Here is an 18,746-nt window from a genome sequence, read left to right on the forward strand (position 1 = left end):
AACTTATATTTTTAGCTCTCTATTTTCCAAAGTAAATAAACGCGACAATCAAATTCTAGTTGGTGGTAGTTTGGCTCCATGTGCTGACAAAGTTGGTAGAATGCTTTGTCATGGTTGCGTTCCTTTAGATGTGCAAGTTCATGCACAACAATCATTTTTAAAAAATCAGCGGGCGTTTCTTTAAAGAATGAAGAAATTCGTATTTCTTTTTTAGCTTTAAGCTTTCCACCCTGCACGCGCGAAACTGCCGTATTCAGTCCTAGTGCATGATGATCGATAGTTAAACGGTTGTCATAATGCACTTTGTCCAACAATGGCGCATTGCGCAAAAAAGCTTGCTTGAGCTCGTTACTATAAACATATAACGCCTTGTCAGTTTGAATCTGATGCGACTCTGGATAACGTTGTACGATGTATTCACCCAGCATATTTTGAGATTGCAACTGTCGGATTTTATCCTGCAACGAAGCAGAGTAATGTTGCAGATATTTGAGAGGGGGTGGTGTCATAGGTTGTTAATTATTATACAAATATTAACTAAATTTTAGATATATTTGAAGTTGCTTATCTAGTCATCCAAGCTCAATCCAAGTAATAAAGTGCTACTGATACCCGTTTTTGTTCTTTCAATTGAAATGTTTGCTATTAATTTAAAATACATTATATCTTGAGTATTAGTTAGTTAATTTAGATTTTATTGATACGTCGAGCAGTGGTATCAGAAAGCAGAGCAGATGATGGTTATTAGTCGTGAACATATCGCATTGAGTGCATACCTTAATCTTTTGGAGCGTAAGGGTTTCACCAAAATTGAGCTTCGGCAGCGTGAGGTGATTATACTGAAACTTATCCCATGGATTGAAAGTATTCATTGTGATGGCAACGCATTTAGGGATGCGGTTGATCAGCTATTTAAAAACTTGGACAAATCGCTATGGTTTAATTATTTACCAGTGATCAGAGAGTTTTTTTCGTTTTGGATAGACGATATCAAAGCCATTGTGGCCATGAATCAAGACAATGCTTTTGGTGCCAATTTAATCAAATGGAAACCAGGCGATAGTGATTTAAAAGATTTGTGGAATTCATTGGACAGGCATACTTTAACAAAGCTAGAAATGCAGCCATTAGATGAATATGAGAAGGTTCTACGTGGCAATGGTGTAGAGGATTTCGTAATTAATGCATGTAAAAAGCTAGCCAAGCTTCTATTGATTTTATTGCGAAATGCACCACATAAACAGCCCGTCGCCTATCGACACGCACTGGATGCTAATTTGACTTTATTTTCATCAAATGAAGCTTATAAGGTGACACTAAAAGTCGGGCGGGAGTTCTATTACTTCTGGAAGAATGGTGTTCATGTCATTGATTCTCCTCAACCGACCCTTGCTTATGCAGCCTAGTTATTAATTCAACAAGCGAGAGTGAGTGTAAAAAAAGGAGACTTTCGTCTCCTTTTTTATTTTCATGCTATGTTAATTCAATATCTTAAATGAATCAGCCTGATATTTACTCAATTAACAAATCACGCTTACCAGGTACGCCGTTCATTGCTTCTGCGTCTTCTAACGCAGCTTTACGCGATGTAATCACTGGCCATAATTCAGCTAAGCGCGCATTTAAGGCGATAAATTCTTGTTGGTCTGCTGGTACATCATCTTCGGCAAAAATCGCTTCGGCAGGGCACTCTGCAACGCATAGGGTGCAGTCAATACACTCATCTGGATTAATCGCTAAGAAGTTAGGGCCTTCTACAAAGCAATCTACAGGGCAAACATCAACGCAATCAGTAAATTTGCATTGAATACAGTTTTCAGTGACGACATAGGTCATTTTTAGGTCCTTAACAGCTATAAAGCGTAAAACGCTATTTTATTTGAATTTGAATTATTTTGCATCGCTAAATTGTTGCGCTATATCAAGTAGCGCTTAAACAATCATTCCAGCGCCAACCGTATTATTAGTACTTTCGTCGATGACAATAAACGCACCAGTGGCGCGGTTAGTGTTGTAACTATCTATCATCAGTGGCTGCGCGAGTTTGAAGGTAATGCGCGCAATATCATTCATTTTAAGGTCGGTAGTCGCTTGTTCTTCAAGTGTATTTACATCGACCTTATACGCAATAGTGCCAACTTTCGCTTTAGATTCACGAGTAGTGTGACGAATCACATAAGTGCGAGCAGGGGATAATGGGGTTTCTGACAGCCAGCAAACAAATGCTTCGATTTGTTTAACAGGTTCAATAGTGCTGCCTGTTTTAACAATCATATCGCCGCGAGAGGTATCAATTTCATCTTCTAATAATAGTGTGATACTTTGCTCGGTTTGGGCGCTTTGTAACTGTTCATCGCCAATTTGAATGGCTTTGACTTTAGATTGATAGCCATTTGGTAGCACAGTAACAGCGTCGCCTACGGCAATGTTACCGCTTTCGATTCTGCCCATAAAGCCTCTAAAGTCATGCAAGTCAGCATCTGCACTTGCATGCGGACGGCATACAAATTGCACGGGGAAGCGGAATTCTTCATCGCCTTCAGTATGCGCTGCCGGTGCTTTTTCCAGCATCTCTAGTAGCGTTTCGCTTGTGTACCAAGGCATGTTCTCTAGGCGGTCAACCAGCATATCGCCAGCCAACGCCGAGATAGGGATGAACTTAATATCTCTAGCTTGTGCAAAGCCAATTTCATTTGCAAAAGTTAGATAGTCTGAACATATCTTTTCATAGGTTGCTTGATCATAATTCACCAAGTCCATTTTGTTGACGGCAACAACAATGTGTTGAATACCAACCAAATGTGCTAAATAGCTGTGACGACGTGTTTGCGTTAAAACGCCACGGCGAGCATCAATTAAGATAATTGCCAAGTTGGCGGTAGAGGCTGCAGTTACCATGTTACGGGTATATTGTTCATGACCTGGCGCATCGGCAATAATGTATTTACGTGTACCTGTGCTGAAGTAGCGATAGGCTACGTCAATGGTAATGCCTTGCTCACGCTCAGCTTGCAAGCCATCGGTAAGTAGAGATAAATCCACCGCTTCCATACCGCGCTTTTTCGAGGTATTCGAAATTTGCGTTAATGTATCGGCCAAAATGGTTTTGGTATCAAATAGCAAGCGGCCGATGAGCGTGCTTTTGCCGTCATCGACAGAGCCGCAGGTCATAAAACGCAAAAGTGAATCGTTGTGTTGTGTTGTCATATTTTAATTTTAAATAATTGATTTATTGTAGATTGGACTTCAGCCCAATAAGTCGGTTTAAAGAACGACCTACAATTTAAAAGTAGCCTTCTTTTTTACGTTGTTCCATTGATGCATCAGAGGTTTGGTCATCAAGCCTTGTCGCGCCACGTTCTGTAATGGTTGATGTTGCTGTTTCAAGTACAATTTTTGATACGGTGTCTGCGTCTGAAATCACAGGTGCTGTGCAGCTAATATCGCCAACGGTTCTAAAACGTACTTGCATCTTGATGATTTCTTCGCCGGCTTTTACTGGGTTGGTCACTTCGCCATTCACGAGTGGCACATTCACTGGCACAATCGAGCCAGCGCGCATCACAACATCGCGTTGATGTGCGAAGTAAATGCTTGGTAATTGTAGTTTTTCACGTTCGATATATTGCCAAACGTCCATCTCAGTCCAGTTGGAAATAGGGAAGGCACGAATGTTTTCGCCTTTGTGTGAACGAGCATTGTACAAACTCCACAATTCTGGGCGCTGATTTTTTGGATCCCATTGACCGAACTCATCACGGAAACTCATGATACGTTCTTTAGCGCGCGCTTTTTCTTCATCACGGCGTGCGCCGCCAATACAGCAATCAAAGCCAAACTCTTCAATCGCTTCAAGCAAGGTCACTGATTGATGTTTGTTGCGTGACTCGTCAGCTGATTTCAATACGACTGTACCGCGTTTCATCGAGTCTTCAACTGAACGTACAATTAATCGTTCGCCCAATTCAGCGGCGCGTTGATCACGGAAATCAATTACTTCTTGGTAATTATGACCAGTATCAATGTGCATTAATGGAAACGGAAAGCGTCCTGGGCGAAAAGCTTTTTCAGCTAAACGTAAAATACACAGGGAATCTTTACCACCTGAGAACAGCAATACCGGGTTAGAGCACTGTCCAGCGACCTCACGCAGAATGTAAATGGCTTCTGACTCTAGCCAATCTAAATGCGACAAAGGTTGATGGTTTGATTTTTCTTTATTTAACATATTCAATAGCTTACTTTATATAATTAATTCAAAACTTTAAGTCTGGTTTAACTTTACATTTTTATTTTTACCAACTACTTTTTAACGTGAAGTCCACATTCTTTGTTAAGTGGGTCTTCCCACCACCATCTGCCAGCGCGAACATCTTCACCCATGGCAATTGCACGTGTGCATGGCGCACAGCCTATACTTGGGTAAAATTGATCGTGAAGTTGGTTATATGGTACTTCGTGCATGCGGATATACGCCCAAACTTCTTGCTCAGTCCAATCGCTTAGTGGATTGAATTTTTCTAGTTTGTTACCTTCGTCAAATTCGCGCACTGGTAAGCTAGTTCTTGTCGTTGCCTGTGCCGCACGCATACCAGTCACCCATGCATCTTTGTCTTTAAGTGCACGTTGCAAAGGCTCTACTTTACGCATGTGACAGCAGCTTTTACGAAGCTCGATTGACTCGTAAAAAGCATTGATACCATTGGTTTTAACGTAAAACTCAACAGTGGCAGCTTGCGGAAAATACACGTTCAGTTTTGTGCTGTAGTGCTTTTCAGTTTCTGCAATCAAGTCATAAGTTTCAACAGGCAAGCGACCTGTATCAAGTGAAAAAATCTCAATAGCCACCTGATTTTTAAGAATGATGTCAGTCAAGACCATGTCTTCCGCACCAAAGCTGTTAGCAAAGGTAATGGCTTTTAACTCAGCGCTAGCATCACGAAGTAACGCTAATACGGCAGCCGTTTTTGCGTTCACGCTGGCAACAAGCGTATCAGTCAATTCTGGCTTGGTTGCAGGGTTGCTTGCCGCTGGTTTTAGCATAGAAACAGAGTTATTCATTATGCAACTCGGTTATAGCGTTTAAACACAGGGCGAGGTTCATCAACCGCACCTTGGTAAGGGTTGGTAAAGTCATTCAAGCTTGCCAATGCTTCTGTTGCAGAGCGATCGGCACGAATGAGGTAGCTGGTAAACCCGCTACGCTTAAAGAAGTACAATTGGTCACGCAATACATCACCGATAGCGCGTAATTCATTTTTAAAGCCATAACGTGTGCGTAATAAGGTACCTAGTGAGAAAATGCGACCATCAGCAAAGCGTTCAACATGTACAGCAATGATTGGTAAGCTATTTAAATCGCTTACGCTACTCACTAAATCCTCTAAAACTTCATGTGTATCAACCCACACACCAATTTGATTGCTGGTCATACGGTCTTGTAGCTCGGCTTTGCGCGCAATAAAGACGCTTAATGGCACAATAATTTTGCCCGCGCTTGGAATCTCGGTAGTAGCAATTTGCTCTGCAGAAACAGTTTTTTCACCTGTAAGCTTGAATAAAACAACTTTACCAGCTTGCTTACGTTCTTCCACTTGGCTAGCTGGCAGTTTAATGATGGTCCATTCATTTTCTGAAATGGCGGCAACGCCGTTATTTAGCGTGATTAAATTACTCATGCTGTCACCTCTGGTTTTGCTGTATTTTTATCTGCATACACGTGTGCTTTGAATGGTGCAACACCTAGGCGGCGTGCGGTATCAATAAAGCGTTCTTCTGGTGTGCGCTCTTGAATGTAAACATCAATCAGCTTTTGCACTACCGCTGGCATTTCATCGGCTGAAAATGATGGCCCAATCACAGAGCCCAAACTTGCGTCGTTGCCTTGGCTACCACCAATGCTAACTTGATACCATTCAGAACCATCTTTATCGACACCTAAAATACCGATGTGACCAATATGGTGATGACCACAGGCGTTCATGCAGCCTGAGATATTGAGTTCAATATCGCCAATGTCATGCAGGTAATCTAGATTATCAAACTGCATTTGGATGGCAGTTGCAATGGGGATGCTCTTTGCGTTAGCCAATGAGCAGAAATCGCCACCTGGGCAGCAGATAATATCAGTTAACAAGCCAATGTTTGGGGTGGCTAAACCATTTGCACGGGCTTTTTCCCATACCGCAAATAGGTCGCTGAGCTTGATATCAGCCAAAATTAAATTTTGTTCATGTGAAACGCGCAATTCGCCAAAGCTGTATTGGTCGGCAAGATCAGCAACGACATTCATTTGCTCACTAGTTGCATCGCCAGGTGCTGTGCCATGTGGTTTTAATGAAAGTGTAACGGCGCGATAACCCGCAACTTTGTGCGCATGCACACTGCGTTTAACCCATGCAGCAAACGCTGGGTTGCTTGCAATAGCCGCATCAAAGCCCGCATCATGTGCTGGCAGTGTTTCATAAGGCATAGCCTCAAAATGCTTACTAACGCGCTCTAACTCACCTTCTGGAATCGTGTTAGGTGCATCTTTTAGGTGTGACCACTCTTCTTCGACTTGGCGTTTAAACTCTTCGATGCCAAGTGCTTTTACTAAAATTTTGATACGTGCTTTGTATGCGTTGTCGCGGCGACCATGTAAATTGTAAACGCGGATAATCGCTTCGCAATAGGTGAGGGCATGTTGCCACTCTAAATGCTCGCGAATCACTGTGCCTAAAATCGGGGTACGGCCTAAACCACCGCCCACCCACACTTTAATAGCAACCTTGTTATTGCTGTCTTTATAGAACTCCATACCGATATCGTGCATTTGCACCACAGCACGGTCATCGCGAGTGCCAGACACAGCAATTTTGAATTTGCGCGGTAATAACGCAAACTCAGGGTGGAATGTACTCCATTGACGCATGATTTCAGCCATGACGCGTGGATCAATAATTTCATCTGGCGCAACGCCGGCGAATTGGTCGGTAGTAATGTTACGGATACAGTTGCCTGATGTTTGAATGGCATGCATTTCAACAGTAGCTAACTCAGCTAAAATTTCGGGCACATCTTCTAGTTTAGGCCAGTTTAATTGCAAGTTCTGACGAGTGCTGAAATGACCATAGCCTTTGTCGTACTTGCCTGCAATGTCGCCTAACTTACGTAATTGCTTGCTTGAGAGCATCCCGTAAGGCACGGCAATACGCAACATAGGCGCTTGGCGTTGAATATACAGGCCGTTTTGTAAGCGTAGTGGACGGAATTCGTCTTCGCTTAATTCGCCAGCTAAATAACGACGTGTTTGATCACGATACTGCGCAACGCGCTCATCGACGAGTGTTTGGTCTATTTCATCATACTTATACATGTTGTGCTTTTCTTAATCCCAAAAACTTAACTAATAATCTCTATGGCATATGGAGCTAGGTAACTCGCTATTTTAATGGAAAACGAGTTTTAAGCCCACAAAAATCAATATTAATGCAAGTGCAATGCGCACCCAGTGCTCAGCCATTTTTGAGCTTAAGTGACTGCCAATCCAAATGCCAGGGATTGAGCCGATTAACAAAGTGCCGAGTAAGTTGTAGTCTACCGTGCCAATGCTTGCATGGCCAAGCCCCGCAACCAGAGTAAGCGGTACTGCATGAGCAATATCTGAACCAATAATAGTAAGAATTGGCCTACGCGGATAAATGATTAATAAGGCTGTTACCCCCAATGCACCTGCGCCCACCGAAGTTAGCGTGACTAATGCACCTAAAACTAAGCCTAATATTATGGTTAAATAAGGTGTCCATTTTTCATTCACTAGATGTTCTTTTGTTGAAAATTTAACCAACTGATTACGGAATAACACAGAAAGTGACGTCACTAATAATGCAATTCCGAGCCAAAATTTAATTGTATTTACTGCCGCATCTGAAGCGATGTCTTGGTTACGCAAATATAGTGTGGTTAGAATAGAGGCGGGTACACTACCATATGCTAACAGCCGTACTATTTTCCAATCGATATTGCCTAGTTTGCCGTGTGCAAAAATACCTACACTTTTTGTTACTGAGGCGTAGAGCAAATCAGTGCCTACAGCTAAAGCGGGTTTGATGTGAAAAAACAGCACGAGAATCGGCGTCATGAGTGAACCGCCACCAACACCAGTCAAACCAACCAACATGCCGACCACAAAGCCAGCAATAATGTAACCAAATTCCATATGGAGTATCCGTTAATTAAAGCAATTTATTGAACATTTTCTTAAGCATCGGCACTATATCAGGTCTAAATAATTTTTTTAGAATATGTTATTCTATATGTATAATTTTTAGTTATATTGAATTGCTCAAAATTGAAATGACAGGACTATGAAACTACAACAATTACGCTACCTTAATGAGGTTGCTCGTCAAGATCTTAATATTACCAGTGCTGCTGATGCTTTATATACCTCGCAGCCGGGAGTGAGTAAGCAGATTCAGTTATTTGAAGAAGAGATCGGTTTGCAAGTATTTTTACGCAACGGAAAGCGACTTACGGGTATTACTGAGCCGGGTGAGCAGATATTATCTTTGGCTGCAAAAGTCATGCATCAAATAGATAATATTAAACGTGTGGGTGATGAGTTTAGTAATATTGAAACAGGTACCTTAACCATTGCGACTACGCATACTCAAGCGCGTTACAAATTACCTGCTGTAGTCAAATCGTTTATGACAGCTTATCCACATGTTAAATTAAATATTCATCAAGGTAATCCCAGTCAAGTGGCTGAGCAAGTGGCGAAGGGCGATGCCGATGTTGGTATTGCTACTGAATATATCAGTGATTTTGAGAATCTATTGTGCTTACCTTGTTATGAGTGGAATCGTTGCGTGGTGGTGCCACATGGACATCCTTTGCTATTAGATGGCGCGTTGACACTTGAGAAGTTAGCTGCGTATCCTTTGATTACCTACGATTTTGGCTACACAGGTGGTAGCTTGGTATCAAAAACATTTAGCGAAGCTGGCGTTTCACCAAACGTTGTATTGACGGCCATTGACGCTGACGTGATTAAAACCTATGTGACATTGGGGCTGGGCGTTGGTTTACTAGCGAATATGGCGTATGACCCTGAGCGCGATTCAAATTTAGCGATGGTAGATGTCAGCCATTTATTCCCTAATAGCACGACTTATTTAGGTGTTCGTAAAGACGCCTTCTTGCGTGGTTATATGTACGGCTTCATTGAGCTTATGGCGCCAAGCTTTAATCGTAAAGCGGTGAATGAAGCACTTAAAATAAGCGGTACATAATTCACTTTCAAATTTGGAGTGTCGCGATGCAGAAACATTTTTTACTTGCAGCTTTATTGATAACAGTCATTGGCTGTAGTACCGTAAAGCCAGCAATCTCAGAGAAAGTTGAGTTGTCAGGACAGGTGCGAGCAGGCATGCCACCGATAGACAACACTACTGCGATTTATGAGTTGGCGGTGCATGATGGGGTGAGTTATCAAGATGTGGTGGATAGTCTTAAAAGCCTCTCTGAAGGCAAGAACTTTGTTAATCCTGCCAACTTTCCTATTGGCGAACACATCAAAAAACGTGGTATAGATCCGCAAGGCATCAAGGAAGTGCATAGCTTCTGTAATTTGAGTTTGGGCACTGATATTTTCTTAGATCATCCCGAGTTTTTGGTATTCGCACCTTGTCGCATAGCGATATATGAAAAGCCAGATGCAAACAAAAAGCTAAAACTGTTCATTGGTTTAGCAAGACCAACGTTTGATTTAAAAAGTATCAAAAATCCAACGCCACGCGCCCAAAAAGCTGCTCAAGAGCTAGAAAATACCTTGCTGGAAATTATAGATAAAGCGAGCAAGGGAGATATTTAATAAGTTGTAATGTTTGCGTGGTTAAAACTACTGTTGATAAAAAAAGAGCCAACTTATTAGGTTGGCTCTTTTAGTTTACTTATTGCTTATCAACTACAAGCTAAATACGTTCATAGCGCCGCCACCTGGCGCAGCGTTGTACTTAGTTAATTCTTTGTAACCACCAGCAGCACCAAGGCCATCGGTTTCATTGGTTAAGCCAAGGTTCATTGCCACGCCAGCCCAGCCACCAATACCTGATAGCACGGCAACGTATTGTTTACCTTTGTGACCGTATGTAATGGCATTACCAACCACGCCAGAACCTACTTGGAATTTCCAAAGCTCTTTACCTGTTTTGGCATCAAGCGCTTTTACCCAGCGATCTAATGTACCGTAGAACACTAAATCAGAAGCCGTAACTAAAGCACCGCCCCAAGCTGAGAACTTCTCTTTGTTATACCAAGCAGATTTACCAGTTAGACCGTTCCATGCCATGAAGCCACCCATCACGCCATCAGGGCCTGCAAACATGGTCAGGGTTGAACCAACCCATGGTTGACCAGCTACGTATTTAGATTCAACTGGCTCATAAGTCATACATACATGGTTAAGCGGCACGTAAAACATTTTGGTTTTAGGTGAGAACGCTGAGGGTTGTTCATCTTTAACACCTAAAGCTGACGGGCAAATGCCTTTAGCGTTGTAGTCTTGGTGAGTTGAGTATTTTGGATCTTTAATCGGCACACCTGATTTCATGTCGATAGAAGTTGCCCAGTTCACGAATGGGTTCATTTTTTGCGCAACTAACAAAGTGCCGTTAGTGCGGTCAAATGTATAACCAAAGCCGTTACGGTCAAAATGTGAAGCTAGTTTCTTGCCATTAGCATCCCATAATACAATCTCATTCATGCCGTCATAATCCCACTCATCATGTGGCGTCATTTGGTAGCCCCATTTTGCCACGCCAGTGTCTAAGTCACGTGCAAAAATCGTCATAGACCATTTGTTATCACCTGGACGTACATCCGGATTCCAAGTGCCAGGGTTACCTGTACCGTAGTACATCAAATTAAGTGCTGGATCATATGAGTACCAACCCCATGTAGGGCCGCCACCAGTTTGCCAACCATCTTTTCTAGCTTGTGGTTTTAACCAAGTTCTTACACCTAGATTAGCTTCTGGGTATTTTAAGTTTTCTTTAGGAATAGCTTTGAATGAACCACCTAGCTTATTACCACCATTCACATCTTCATAAACTGATAATGCGCTGTAGTGCGGATTTTCTTTATTGAAGTCTTTGCCAATTAACATTTCATCATCTGGGCCTGTGCTGTATGCACGCCAAACCAACGCACCATCTTTAATGTTATAAGCTGAGATGTAGCAGCGTACGCCAAACTCACCACCTGAACAGCCAGTGATTACTTTGTCTTTAAACACGTGTGGAGCATTGGTGTTTGATGAGCCTGATTTAGGATCAGTCACTTTAGTATCCCAAATGGCTTTACCTGTTTTGGCATCTAATGCAACTAAAACACCGTCATTCTGTTGCAGGAAAATCTTGCCATCGCCGTAACCTAAGCCTTTGTTCACGTTGTCGCAACATAATACTGCTTGAACGCTAGCATCTTGTTTTGGAAAGTATGACCAAACAATTTTTTGATCATTGTTTAAGTCCAAAGCATATACGTTATTTGGAAATGCAGTATGGACGTACATAATGTCGCCAACAACTAATGGTGCACCTTCGTGACCACGGTTAACACCTGTGGCGAATGTCCAAGCAAGTTTTAACTTTTTAACATTGCTTTTGTTGATTTGTGACAAACGGCTATAACCTGTGTTGCTGTAATCTTTACGTGGTTGAGTCCACTGATTATCATCGTTCATCAGTTTTAATTGTTCGTCATCAGCAAAAGCGGGTGTGCTCATTAAGCCAAAAAGTCCTGCGCTTAACACTAGGCCGGCACCAAATTTACGTTTAAATTGATGGTTCATATTTATCCTCAAATATAATATTTTTTAAGTTGTGTATTGCTCATGTCGCGCATTGAACGATATTTGTAACAATGTGACTGTTGCAATGTAGTTATTGCAATTGATGTGCCAACATCAAAAATTGGCAATATAAAGTAGTTTTAACGGAATAAAATGGTTTAAAATCAATCAACTATTTTTATTAAATGCTCGTATGCGTTGGTGAGATATTCATTAATTTTTTAATACTGTGTCAATATTGAACAATGTGTTACGTGACAGTTGTTCAATTAAGTTGCTCACCCGAATTGGAAGCTTTACTAGGTCATGAATCATTTTTCGATAGATCGCACGCAGAGCGTTTCGCAAGCCAGAAACGACTTCTTAACCAAAGGCAATGTTGAGCAAGGCAGTATTGCCGAAGCCATAGAGCGCTCGTGGCGGCGTTGTCTTGCCAATGGCGTGAATGCCCATTCACCATCTAATTTGGAAGTCATTACAGCTCAAGAACTCGCGCTGAAGCGTGAGCAAAATCGCCAGTTGCTTTCACTTGCTCTACCCGAAATGGAAACCCTGAACGAGCAAATTGCGCATACGCGGAATATTGTGATTTTGACTGATGACCAAGGGGTGATTTTAAATAGCCTAGGCGGCCATCATTTGCTAAGAGAAGAGCAACGCATTGCCCTGTCGCCGGGCGCATCTTGGCGTGAAGACCATCGTGGGACCAATGCCATCGGCACCGTGTTGATAGAGCAATCTGCCATGACAGTGCAGGGTGCCGAACACTTTATGGCTTACCATCACTCGCTGAGTTGTTCTGCTGTGCCTATCTTTGGCGCCAAAAATCAACTGATTGCCACACTAGATGTATCGAATGACTCGAACACTTCGCAGCAGCACACGTTGGCGTTAGTCAAAATGTCTGCGCAGATGATTGAAAATAGGCTTTTCTTAGCCAGCCATCAAAGCGATATCGTCTTACATTTTCATGCGAGGCCTGAGTTTATCGGTACCTTGTGGGAAGGCGTTGCTATGTTTACTGAAACTGGACAATTAGTGGCGAATAATCGTAGTGGGCAATTTCAACTCAGCCTAAATTCGCAAAATAGTCAGCCAATTGATTTTGAAAATATTTTTGATATTCCGCTCGCAAATTTACTCAGACAAATGAATGGTGCTGATAAGTTAATCGTGCCATTACGATTGAATAACGGTGCGCGACTTTATGTGAAAGTAGAAACGTTGCATAAACAGCAGCAATCCGCAGTGGCTACACGTGAAGTGAAAAGAGCTAGTGCGGCTAATTTAGATTTATTGAATAGCGGCGATGCTAAAGTTGCGCATGCGATTCAACAAATTAAAAAAGTGTTGAACCGTGATATTCCTATTTTGATTCAAGGTGAAACTGGCGTGGGTAAAGAGCTATTCGCTCGTGCGATTCACGAGGCAAGCCCGCAACACAAAGGGCCGTGGATAGCAGTCAACTGTGCAGCCTTGCCAGAAGGCTTGATTGAAGCGGAGTTATTCGGCTACGAAGAAGGCGCATTTACTGGCGCTAAGCGTAAGGGTAGTGCGGGTAAAATAGAGCAAGCAGATGGCGGAACGCTATTTTTGGACGAAATCGGTGATATGCCGCTGGCCTTGCAAGCACGCCTATTACGCGTTCTTCAAGAACGCAAAGTCACTCCTTTAGGCAGCACAAAGTCTATTCCAGTGAACTTTGGATTGGTAAGCGCCACTAATCAAAAGTTGAAAGAAAAAGTAGAATCTGGCGAGTTTAGAAGTGACTTGTATTATCGTCTAAATGGTTTGAGTGTGGCTTTGCCAGCATTGCGAGACCGTACTGACTTGCAGGCACTTATTGATGTCATTCTTCAGGTTGAGCAAACAAGTGACATTAATATTTCTTCTGAAGTGATGGTGGTTTTTAAAACGCATCCTTGGCCAGGTAATATTCGTCAATTACACAATGTGTTAAGAACTGCTTTAGCACTTGCAGATGGCGATGAGATTAGTGAGACACACCTTACGCAAGATTTTATAGATGAGTTTCAAGGCCTAAATTTAGGCACTCTGCTACAACCTAAAATAGCCTCACCAAAAACTTTGGCGTTAGATTATTTAGCCGAAGATGCCATACGCTCGGCTATGCAACAACACGTTGGCAATATCTCAGCAGTGGCGCGTCAGCTTGGTATTAGCCGTAATACGTTGTATCGAAAATTGAAATTAATCGGGCTGGTTTCTTAGATTAATTCATCCATACTTTTATAGACTTATGGCTAATGTCTAAATAAATTTATATGACTTAATATTTAGTTTGTTATAATAAATTCATGATTCGTCGTTCATTTCTGACCTTATTCTTTGCTGTGCTGCTCGTATTTGGGCAGCAACAGGCGATGGTGCATGCTTATGTGCATACGGCAGACCTGCAACAAAAGACTTCCAATCAGCAGACTTTAAATCAAAAGTCTTCAAGTGAAGATAAGTCTAGCAATCATGCTGAAGTGTGCGGAAAGTGCTTATCACTTGCTGGCCTCACTGCGGCTATTGGTTCGCAAGCGCATATTCTCAATATTGCTTCAGGGCAATTTGAACTGTTGACGGCGTTACACCAGTCCGTCATTTCCACACGTTTCTCTTCTTACCGTTCTCGCGCTCCGCCTATCCTCGCTTAGTACTTAAATCTTAATCCATTCCTGTTAAGGCATGGTTTTATTTATTTTTGCAACGACGAGGTTCACATGTTCAATCAAAAAGTATTGGTGCGCGCCATTGCGCTTACCTTCCTGCTGCCTGCTGCAGCAAAAGCAAACGATAGCAACGAATTAGAAGCATTACGCGCTGAAATTCAGCAAATGAAACAGAGTTATGAGTCGCGTATTCAAACCTTAGAATCACGGTTACAAACGACTGAAACAGTCGCGGGTGAGGCGGGTAAAAAGGCTGAAGAAGCCTCTGTACAAGCGAGCGCCAGACCAACTGCCAGCAATGCGCTTAATCCTGATATTTCTTTAATCTTATCGGGTACTTATGCTAACCGTTCTCAAGACTCTAAGTATCACATCACGGGTTTTCAGGCAGGTGGTGAAATTGGACCTGGCACCAAAGGATTTAATTTAGGTGAATCTGAATTGGGTGTTTATGCCAGTGTAGACCCTAATTTTTATGGCGGCCTTAACTTAGCCTTAGCGCCAGACAATACCATAGGCGTGGAGGAGGCTTTTATACAAACAACCACCTTGCCTTACGGCGTCACGCTTAAAGCCGGACGATTCTTTTCCAGCATTGGTTATCTAAATGACCAACATGCTCATACTTGGGATTTTGTAGATAACCCATTGGCTTATCAGGCTTTCCTTGGCACTCAGTTTGGTGATGATGGTATACAACTGAAATGGTTAGCACCGACTGATATGTTTCTGGAACTTGGTGCTGAATATGGTCGTGGACGCATAGCTGATACAGAAGGCCGAGATAAAAATGGTGGCGGCGCTGGTTCAATATTTGCCCATGTAGGGGGTGATTTAGGTATTAACAGTAGTTGGCGCGCAGGTTTGTCATATCTAGAGGTTTCACCTAAAGATAGGCAGTCTGACGACTTGGATGCCTCAGCTGCTGAAGTGACCAATAGCTTCACAGGCAATAGTAAAGTTTGGCTAGCCGACTTTGTATGGAAATGGGCGCCTAATGGTAATGCAACTAATACCAGCTTTAAGTTGCAGGGTGAATATCTGCATCGTAAAGAGAGTGGCGATTTGACTAACGACAGTGGTATTAATAATTACAATGCATCGCAAGATGGCTGGTACTTACAAGGTGTTTATAAATTCTTGCCATACTGGCGCGCTGGCTTGCGTTACGACCAATTGAACAGCGGGAGTGTTAATTATGGTGATAACGCAGCTAATCTAGCGAATAGTAGCTACGACCCTAAACGCGTCAGTGCCATGTTGGATTTTAGCCCAAGCGAATTCTCACGCATCCGCTTACAGGTCTCTAGCGATAAATCCCGCCAAGAAGCTACCGACAATCAAATATTCATCCAGTACCAAATGAGCCTAGGCGCTCATGGCGCACACAAATATTAAGGAGATCTTAGATGAAATATATATTCAAAGCATTATCACTAGCTGTATTACTAGCTACAGCACAATCTGCACAAGCTGCACTTAATGTATTTGCCTGCGAGCCAGAGTGGGGTGCGCTTGCGCAAGAGCTTGGTGGCGATAAAGTCACTGTATTTACCGCAACTAATGCCCTGCAAGATGTTCACCATATTGAAGCTAAACCTAGCCTAGTTGCGCAGTTGCGCAAGGCTGATTTACTGGTATGTACAGGCTCTGAACTGGAGATTGGCTGGCTGCCTGTATTGCTACGTCAAGCAGGCAATACCAATGTATTAGCTGGCAAGGCGGGTAATTTTGAGGCTGCGCATTATGTGCGCATGTTAGAAATACCAAGCCGTCTAGACCGTGCGGATGGTGACGTGCATCCAGGTGGCAATCCGCATATTCAAACTGACCCGCGCAATATTTCTAAAGTGGGTGATGCCTTGTCTCAGCGACTTGCTGAAATCGATGCGCCTAATGCTTTGTTTTACCAAGCTAAGCATAAAGATTTTGCGCAACGCTGGCAAGATGCAAGCAAGCGTTGGGAAGCTCAGGCAGCACCGCTTAAAGGCATGGCTATCGTCGTGCAGCACAAAGGCTTTCCCTATTTAGAAGATTGGCTGGGCTTACGTGAAGTAGCAACGCTAGAGCCAAAACCAGGCGTTGAGCCAACCAGTAGCCACCTTAACGAGGTACTTACGCAGTTGGAGCGTCAGCCTGCGAAGATGGTGATTAGAGCGGCATACAACAGCGAGCGTCCATCGCAATGGCTATCAGAGAAAGCTAAGATTCCAGCGGTAGCGTTGCCATTTACAGTAGGCGGGTCAGATCGTGCCAAAGACCTGTTTTCTTTATTTAACGACACCGTGCAACGTCTTTTAGATGCGGCTAAGTAAAGCTTGATGATTATTTGGATTGCTAATAGATTGACCTACGGAGCGTACTAATGAATCTTGATACCTTAAATCTTAATATCCTTGGCCCAGCGTTTTTAGCTGGCTTATTAGTACTGGCAACGCATGTGCCACTCGGTCAGCAAGTGCTTAAGCGAGGCATCGTATTTATCGACCTCGCGGTGGCACAAATTGCTGCTTTGGGAGTGATTGCTGCCGATGCCATGGGCTGGGAGCCGCAAGGTATCAAGGTGCAAATTGCGGCAGTGAGCGCTGCTTTACTGGGCGCGTTACTACTCACTTGGACAGAGAAAAAGTGGCCAGAAGTTCAAGAGGCATTAATCGGTGTATTTTTTGTGTTGGCAGCCAGTGCAGGCATATTGTTACTGGCTAACAACCCGCACGGCGGCGAGCATTTAAAGGACTTGCTAGCTGGTCAGATTCTTTGGGTTAGCATGAGCCAGTTATTACCTGTTTCAATACTGTCAGTGCTTATATTAGCCGTATGGTTTGGCTTAAAAGATAAAATGGGTCGTGCGGGTTTTTATGGTTTGTTTGCTCTAGCTGTCACCGCTTCAGTGCAAATGGTAGGCATCTATTTAGTGTTTTCCAGCTTGATTATTCCAGCACTTGCTGTACGAAATTGGCCTGAATCCAGAAAAATGATAGGTGCATATTTAATTGGCTCAGCAGCTTATATATTCGGTTTAGCGTTATCAGCTATATTTGATTTGCCTTCAGGCGCTGTTATTGTTTGGTGTCTGGCGGCGGTGGGCGTGTTAGCTAATGTGTTTATTGTTAAATCTAAAGTCAGTGTTTAACAGAGCTCTTCGCACTGGTAATCGGCATTTACGTTGGGTTTATTGATTATTAAGACATCGGTGCTTAATAACTAAAACGGGAGCTTTAGCTCCCGTTTTTCATGCTGAAACTCTAGTTATTACACCTGATTATTTTTGCGTCTACGAGCCATAAAACCCATTAAACCCAAACCAGCTAGCATCATGCCGTAGGTTTCTGGCTCTGGTACGGCTGAAACGTTAACATTGTCTAAACTGCCGCCGTAAGAGTCATTCGCACCCAGAGCATCGAACAACAGTTTATCGCTCCCTGTACCTAGCACTTTGAATGAATAACTAGCCCAGCTGTTACCAGAACCTAGAGGGCCACCATCACCTTTAAGCGGTGGGCTTGTTAGTAGATCATGGTTCCACCAAACCTTAATTTGATTTGATTCAGCTGACACACCCTCACGTGGTGAATAATCAAATGACAAGGTATACCAAGTATCTGCAGACGTGCTAACTATTTGATACATTGAACTATTTTTAGTAGTATCAAGCTCCACAAAGTTAACGCCATCAGAAGCCGCACCAGCAACATTATTACGTAACTCTATACCTGATCTACCACCAGTCCAGCCAGTTAGGTTGTCGTAGATATTCCAAGTTCCTGCTGCCTGTGTATCCGACTCAAAAGAACCATTTACTACTAAATTTGCATTTGCCAATGTAGGTAAAAACGCCAATGCCAATACTATCGCACTTTTTTTCATGACTCTCTCCTTAGCTTCATTATTAATGTGGCTGCATTAATCATTGCGGCCTACATTTTTTTATGCGGCTACTTTAGATTAGCCGAGAAATCATTATCAACCGACCAGTTTTTAGAACAATAGCCCGAATGGGCTAAGAAAATAATAAATTACACGAGGATTTATATTGTAACTATATGTTTTATTGAGGTTATTGTAAATTTATATGGAATTTACAGTTTAAGTTAATGCTAATTTAGAGCATACAGATTCTGATCACTTATTTTACTTAGTAAATTAGGCTATAGCCTGATTTACTAGCATATACCCCTTGTATTCCCAAGATTAAATACAGACTTCATGTAGTTAAATAAGTGTGTGCT

At 42.6% G+C, this 18,746-nt stretch carries 18 protein-coding genes; 8 read left to right on the plus strand and 10 right to left on the minus strand.

Annotation, left to right across the window (positions count from 1 at the left end; all coding sequences use genetic code 11):
• Positions 1 to 11: 11 nt before the first annotated feature.
• Positions 12 to 509, minus strand: coding sequence for a YgjP-like metallopeptidase domain-containing protein (locus PSU72_RS05785; protein ID WP_300431372.1), 498 nt, complete (start codon positions 507 to 509; stop codon positions 12 to 14).
• Positions 510 to 734: 225 nt separating this feature from the next.
• Between PSU72_RS05785 and PSU72_RS05790 the strand changes: the two genes are divergently transcribed.
• Complete coding sequence (locus PSU72_RS05790; protein WP_300431373.1) at positions 735 to 1,406, plus strand: hypothetical protein; 672 nt, start codon at positions 735 to 737, stop codon at positions 1,404 to 1,406.
• A 106-nt stretch (positions 1,407 to 1,512) separates the two neighbouring features.
• On the opposite strand, the gene fdxA is transcribed toward PSU72_RS05790, so the two are convergent.
• From fdxA to PSU72_RS05825, 7 genes are all read right to left on the minus strand, one after another.
• Positions 1,513 to 1,836, minus strand: coding sequence for a ferredoxin FdxA (fdxA, locus tag PSU72_RS05795; RefSeq protein ID WP_013147898.1), 324 nt, complete (start codon positions 1,834 to 1,836; stop codon positions 1,513 to 1,515).
• A gap of 96 nt (positions 1,837 to 1,932) precedes the next feature.
• Positions 1,933 to 3,207: a sulfate adenylyltransferase subunit CysN gene (cysN, locus tag PSU72_RS05800; RefSeq protein ID WP_300431374.1), complete on the minus strand. Its 1,275-nt coding sequence runs from the start codon at positions 3,205 to 3,207 to the stop codon at positions 1,933 to 1,935.
• A 76-nt stretch (positions 3,208 to 3,283) separates the two neighbouring features.
• The gene (gene cysD / locus PSU72_RS05805; protein ID WP_300431375.1) at positions 3,284 to 4,228 is read right to left on the minus strand and encodes a sulfate adenylyltransferase subunit CysD; all 945 of its coding nucleotides are present in this window, start codon (positions 4,226 to 4,228) and stop codon (positions 3,284 to 3,286) included.
• Between the two features lie 74 nt (positions 4,229 to 4,302).
• Positions 4,303 to 5,061: a phosphoadenylyl-sulfate reductase gene (locus PSU72_RS05810; protein WP_300431376.1), complete on the minus strand. Its 759-nt coding sequence runs from the start codon at positions 5,059 to 5,061 to the stop codon at positions 4,303 to 4,305.
• Positions 5,061 to 5,678, minus strand: a complete 618-nt coding sequence (locus PSU72_RS05815; protein WP_300431377.1) for a DUF934 domain-containing protein — start codon at positions 5,676 to 5,678, stop codon at positions 5,061 to 5,063. Before PSU72_RS05815 ends, PSU72_RS05810 begins: the two co-directional genes overlap by 1 nt.
• Entirely contained in the window at positions 5,675 to 7,357 is a 1,683-nt protein-coding gene (locus tag PSU72_RS05820) for a nitrite/sulfite reductase (RefSeq protein WP_300431378.1), read from the minus strand. Before PSU72_RS05820 ends, PSU72_RS05815 begins: the two co-directional genes overlap by 4 nt.
• Before the next feature lie 72 nt (positions 7,358 to 7,429).
• On the minus strand, positions 7,430 to 8,200 hold the full coding sequence (locus PSU72_RS05825; protein WP_300431379.1) for a sulfite exporter TauE/SafE family protein: 771 nt from the start codon (positions 8,198 to 8,200) through the stop codon (positions 7,430 to 7,432).
• Positions 8,201 to 8,348: 148 nt separating this feature from the next.
• Between PSU72_RS05825 and cysB the strand changes: the two genes are divergently transcribed.
• Complete coding sequence (gene cysB, locus PSU72_RS05830) at positions 8,349 to 9,278, plus strand: HTH-type transcriptional regulator CysB (protein ID WP_300431380.1); 930 nt, start codon at positions 8,349 to 8,351, stop codon at positions 9,276 to 9,278.
• Between the two features lie 26 nt (positions 9,279 to 9,304).
• Entirely contained in the window at positions 9,305 to 9,859 is a 555-nt protein-coding gene (locus PSU72_RS05835) for a DUF302 domain-containing protein (protein ID WP_300431381.1), read from the plus strand.
• Positions 9,860 to 9,952: 93 nt separating this feature from the next.
• Here PSU72_RS05835 and PSU72_RS05840 read toward each other — a convergent pair whose 3' ends face one another.
• On the minus strand, positions 9,953 to 11,839 hold the full coding sequence (locus tag PSU72_RS05840; RefSeq protein ID WP_300431382.1) for a methanol/ethanol family PQQ-dependent dehydrogenase: 1,887 nt from the start codon (positions 11,837 to 11,839) through the stop codon (positions 9,953 to 9,955).
• A gap of 306 nt (positions 11,840 to 12,145) precedes the next feature.
• Here PSU72_RS05840 and PSU72_RS05845 point away from each other — a divergent pair, with 306 nt between their 5' ends.
• From PSU72_RS05845 to PSU72_RS05865, 5 genes are all read left to right on the plus strand, one after another.
• Positions 12,146 to 14,071 carry a sigma-54-dependent Fis family transcriptional regulator gene (locus PSU72_RS05845; RefSeq protein WP_300431383.1) on the plus strand — a complete coding sequence of 642 codons (1,926 nt, stop codon included), beginning with the start codon at positions 12,146 to 12,148 and terminating at the stop codon, positions 14,069 to 14,071.
• 86 nt (positions 14,072 to 14,157) lie between these two features.
• A complete protein-coding gene (locus PSU72_RS05850) occupies positions 14,158 to 14,502 on the plus strand; it encodes a hypothetical protein (protein WP_300431384.1) in 345 nt (114 codons plus the stop codon).
• Between the two features lie 66 nt (positions 14,503 to 14,568).
• Complete coding sequence (locus tag PSU72_RS05855) at positions 14,569 to 15,915, plus strand: hypothetical protein (protein WP_300431385.1); 1,347 nt, start codon at positions 14,569 to 14,571, stop codon at positions 15,913 to 15,915.
• An 11-nt stretch (positions 15,916 to 15,926) separates the two neighbouring features.
• Positions 15,927 to 16,832: a zinc ABC transporter substrate-binding protein gene (locus tag PSU72_RS05860; RefSeq protein WP_300431386.1), complete on the plus strand. Its 906-nt coding sequence runs from the start codon at positions 15,927 to 15,929 to the stop codon at positions 16,830 to 16,832.
• A 50-nt stretch (positions 16,833 to 16,882) separates the two neighbouring features.
• On the plus strand, positions 16,883 to 17,650 hold the full coding sequence (locus PSU72_RS05865) for a metal ABC transporter permease (protein WP_300431387.1): 768 nt from the start codon (positions 16,883 to 16,885) through the stop codon (positions 17,648 to 17,650).
• A 119-nt stretch (positions 17,651 to 17,769) separates the two neighbouring features.
• Here the strand turns inward: PSU72_RS05865 and PSU72_RS05870 are convergent, their stop codons facing one another.
• The gene (locus tag PSU72_RS05870; protein ID WP_300431388.1) at positions 17,770 to 18,384 is read right to left on the minus strand and encodes an FxDxF family PEP-CTERM protein; all 615 of its coding nucleotides are present in this window, start codon (positions 18,382 to 18,384) and stop codon (positions 17,770 to 17,772) included.
• Positions 18,385 to 18,746: the final 362 nt, after the last annotated feature.

This window comes from Methylotenera sp. (assembly GCF_029945535.1).
Classification (GTDB): Bacteria; Pseudomonadota; Gammaproteobacteria; order Burkholderiales; family Methylophilaceae; genus Methylotenera.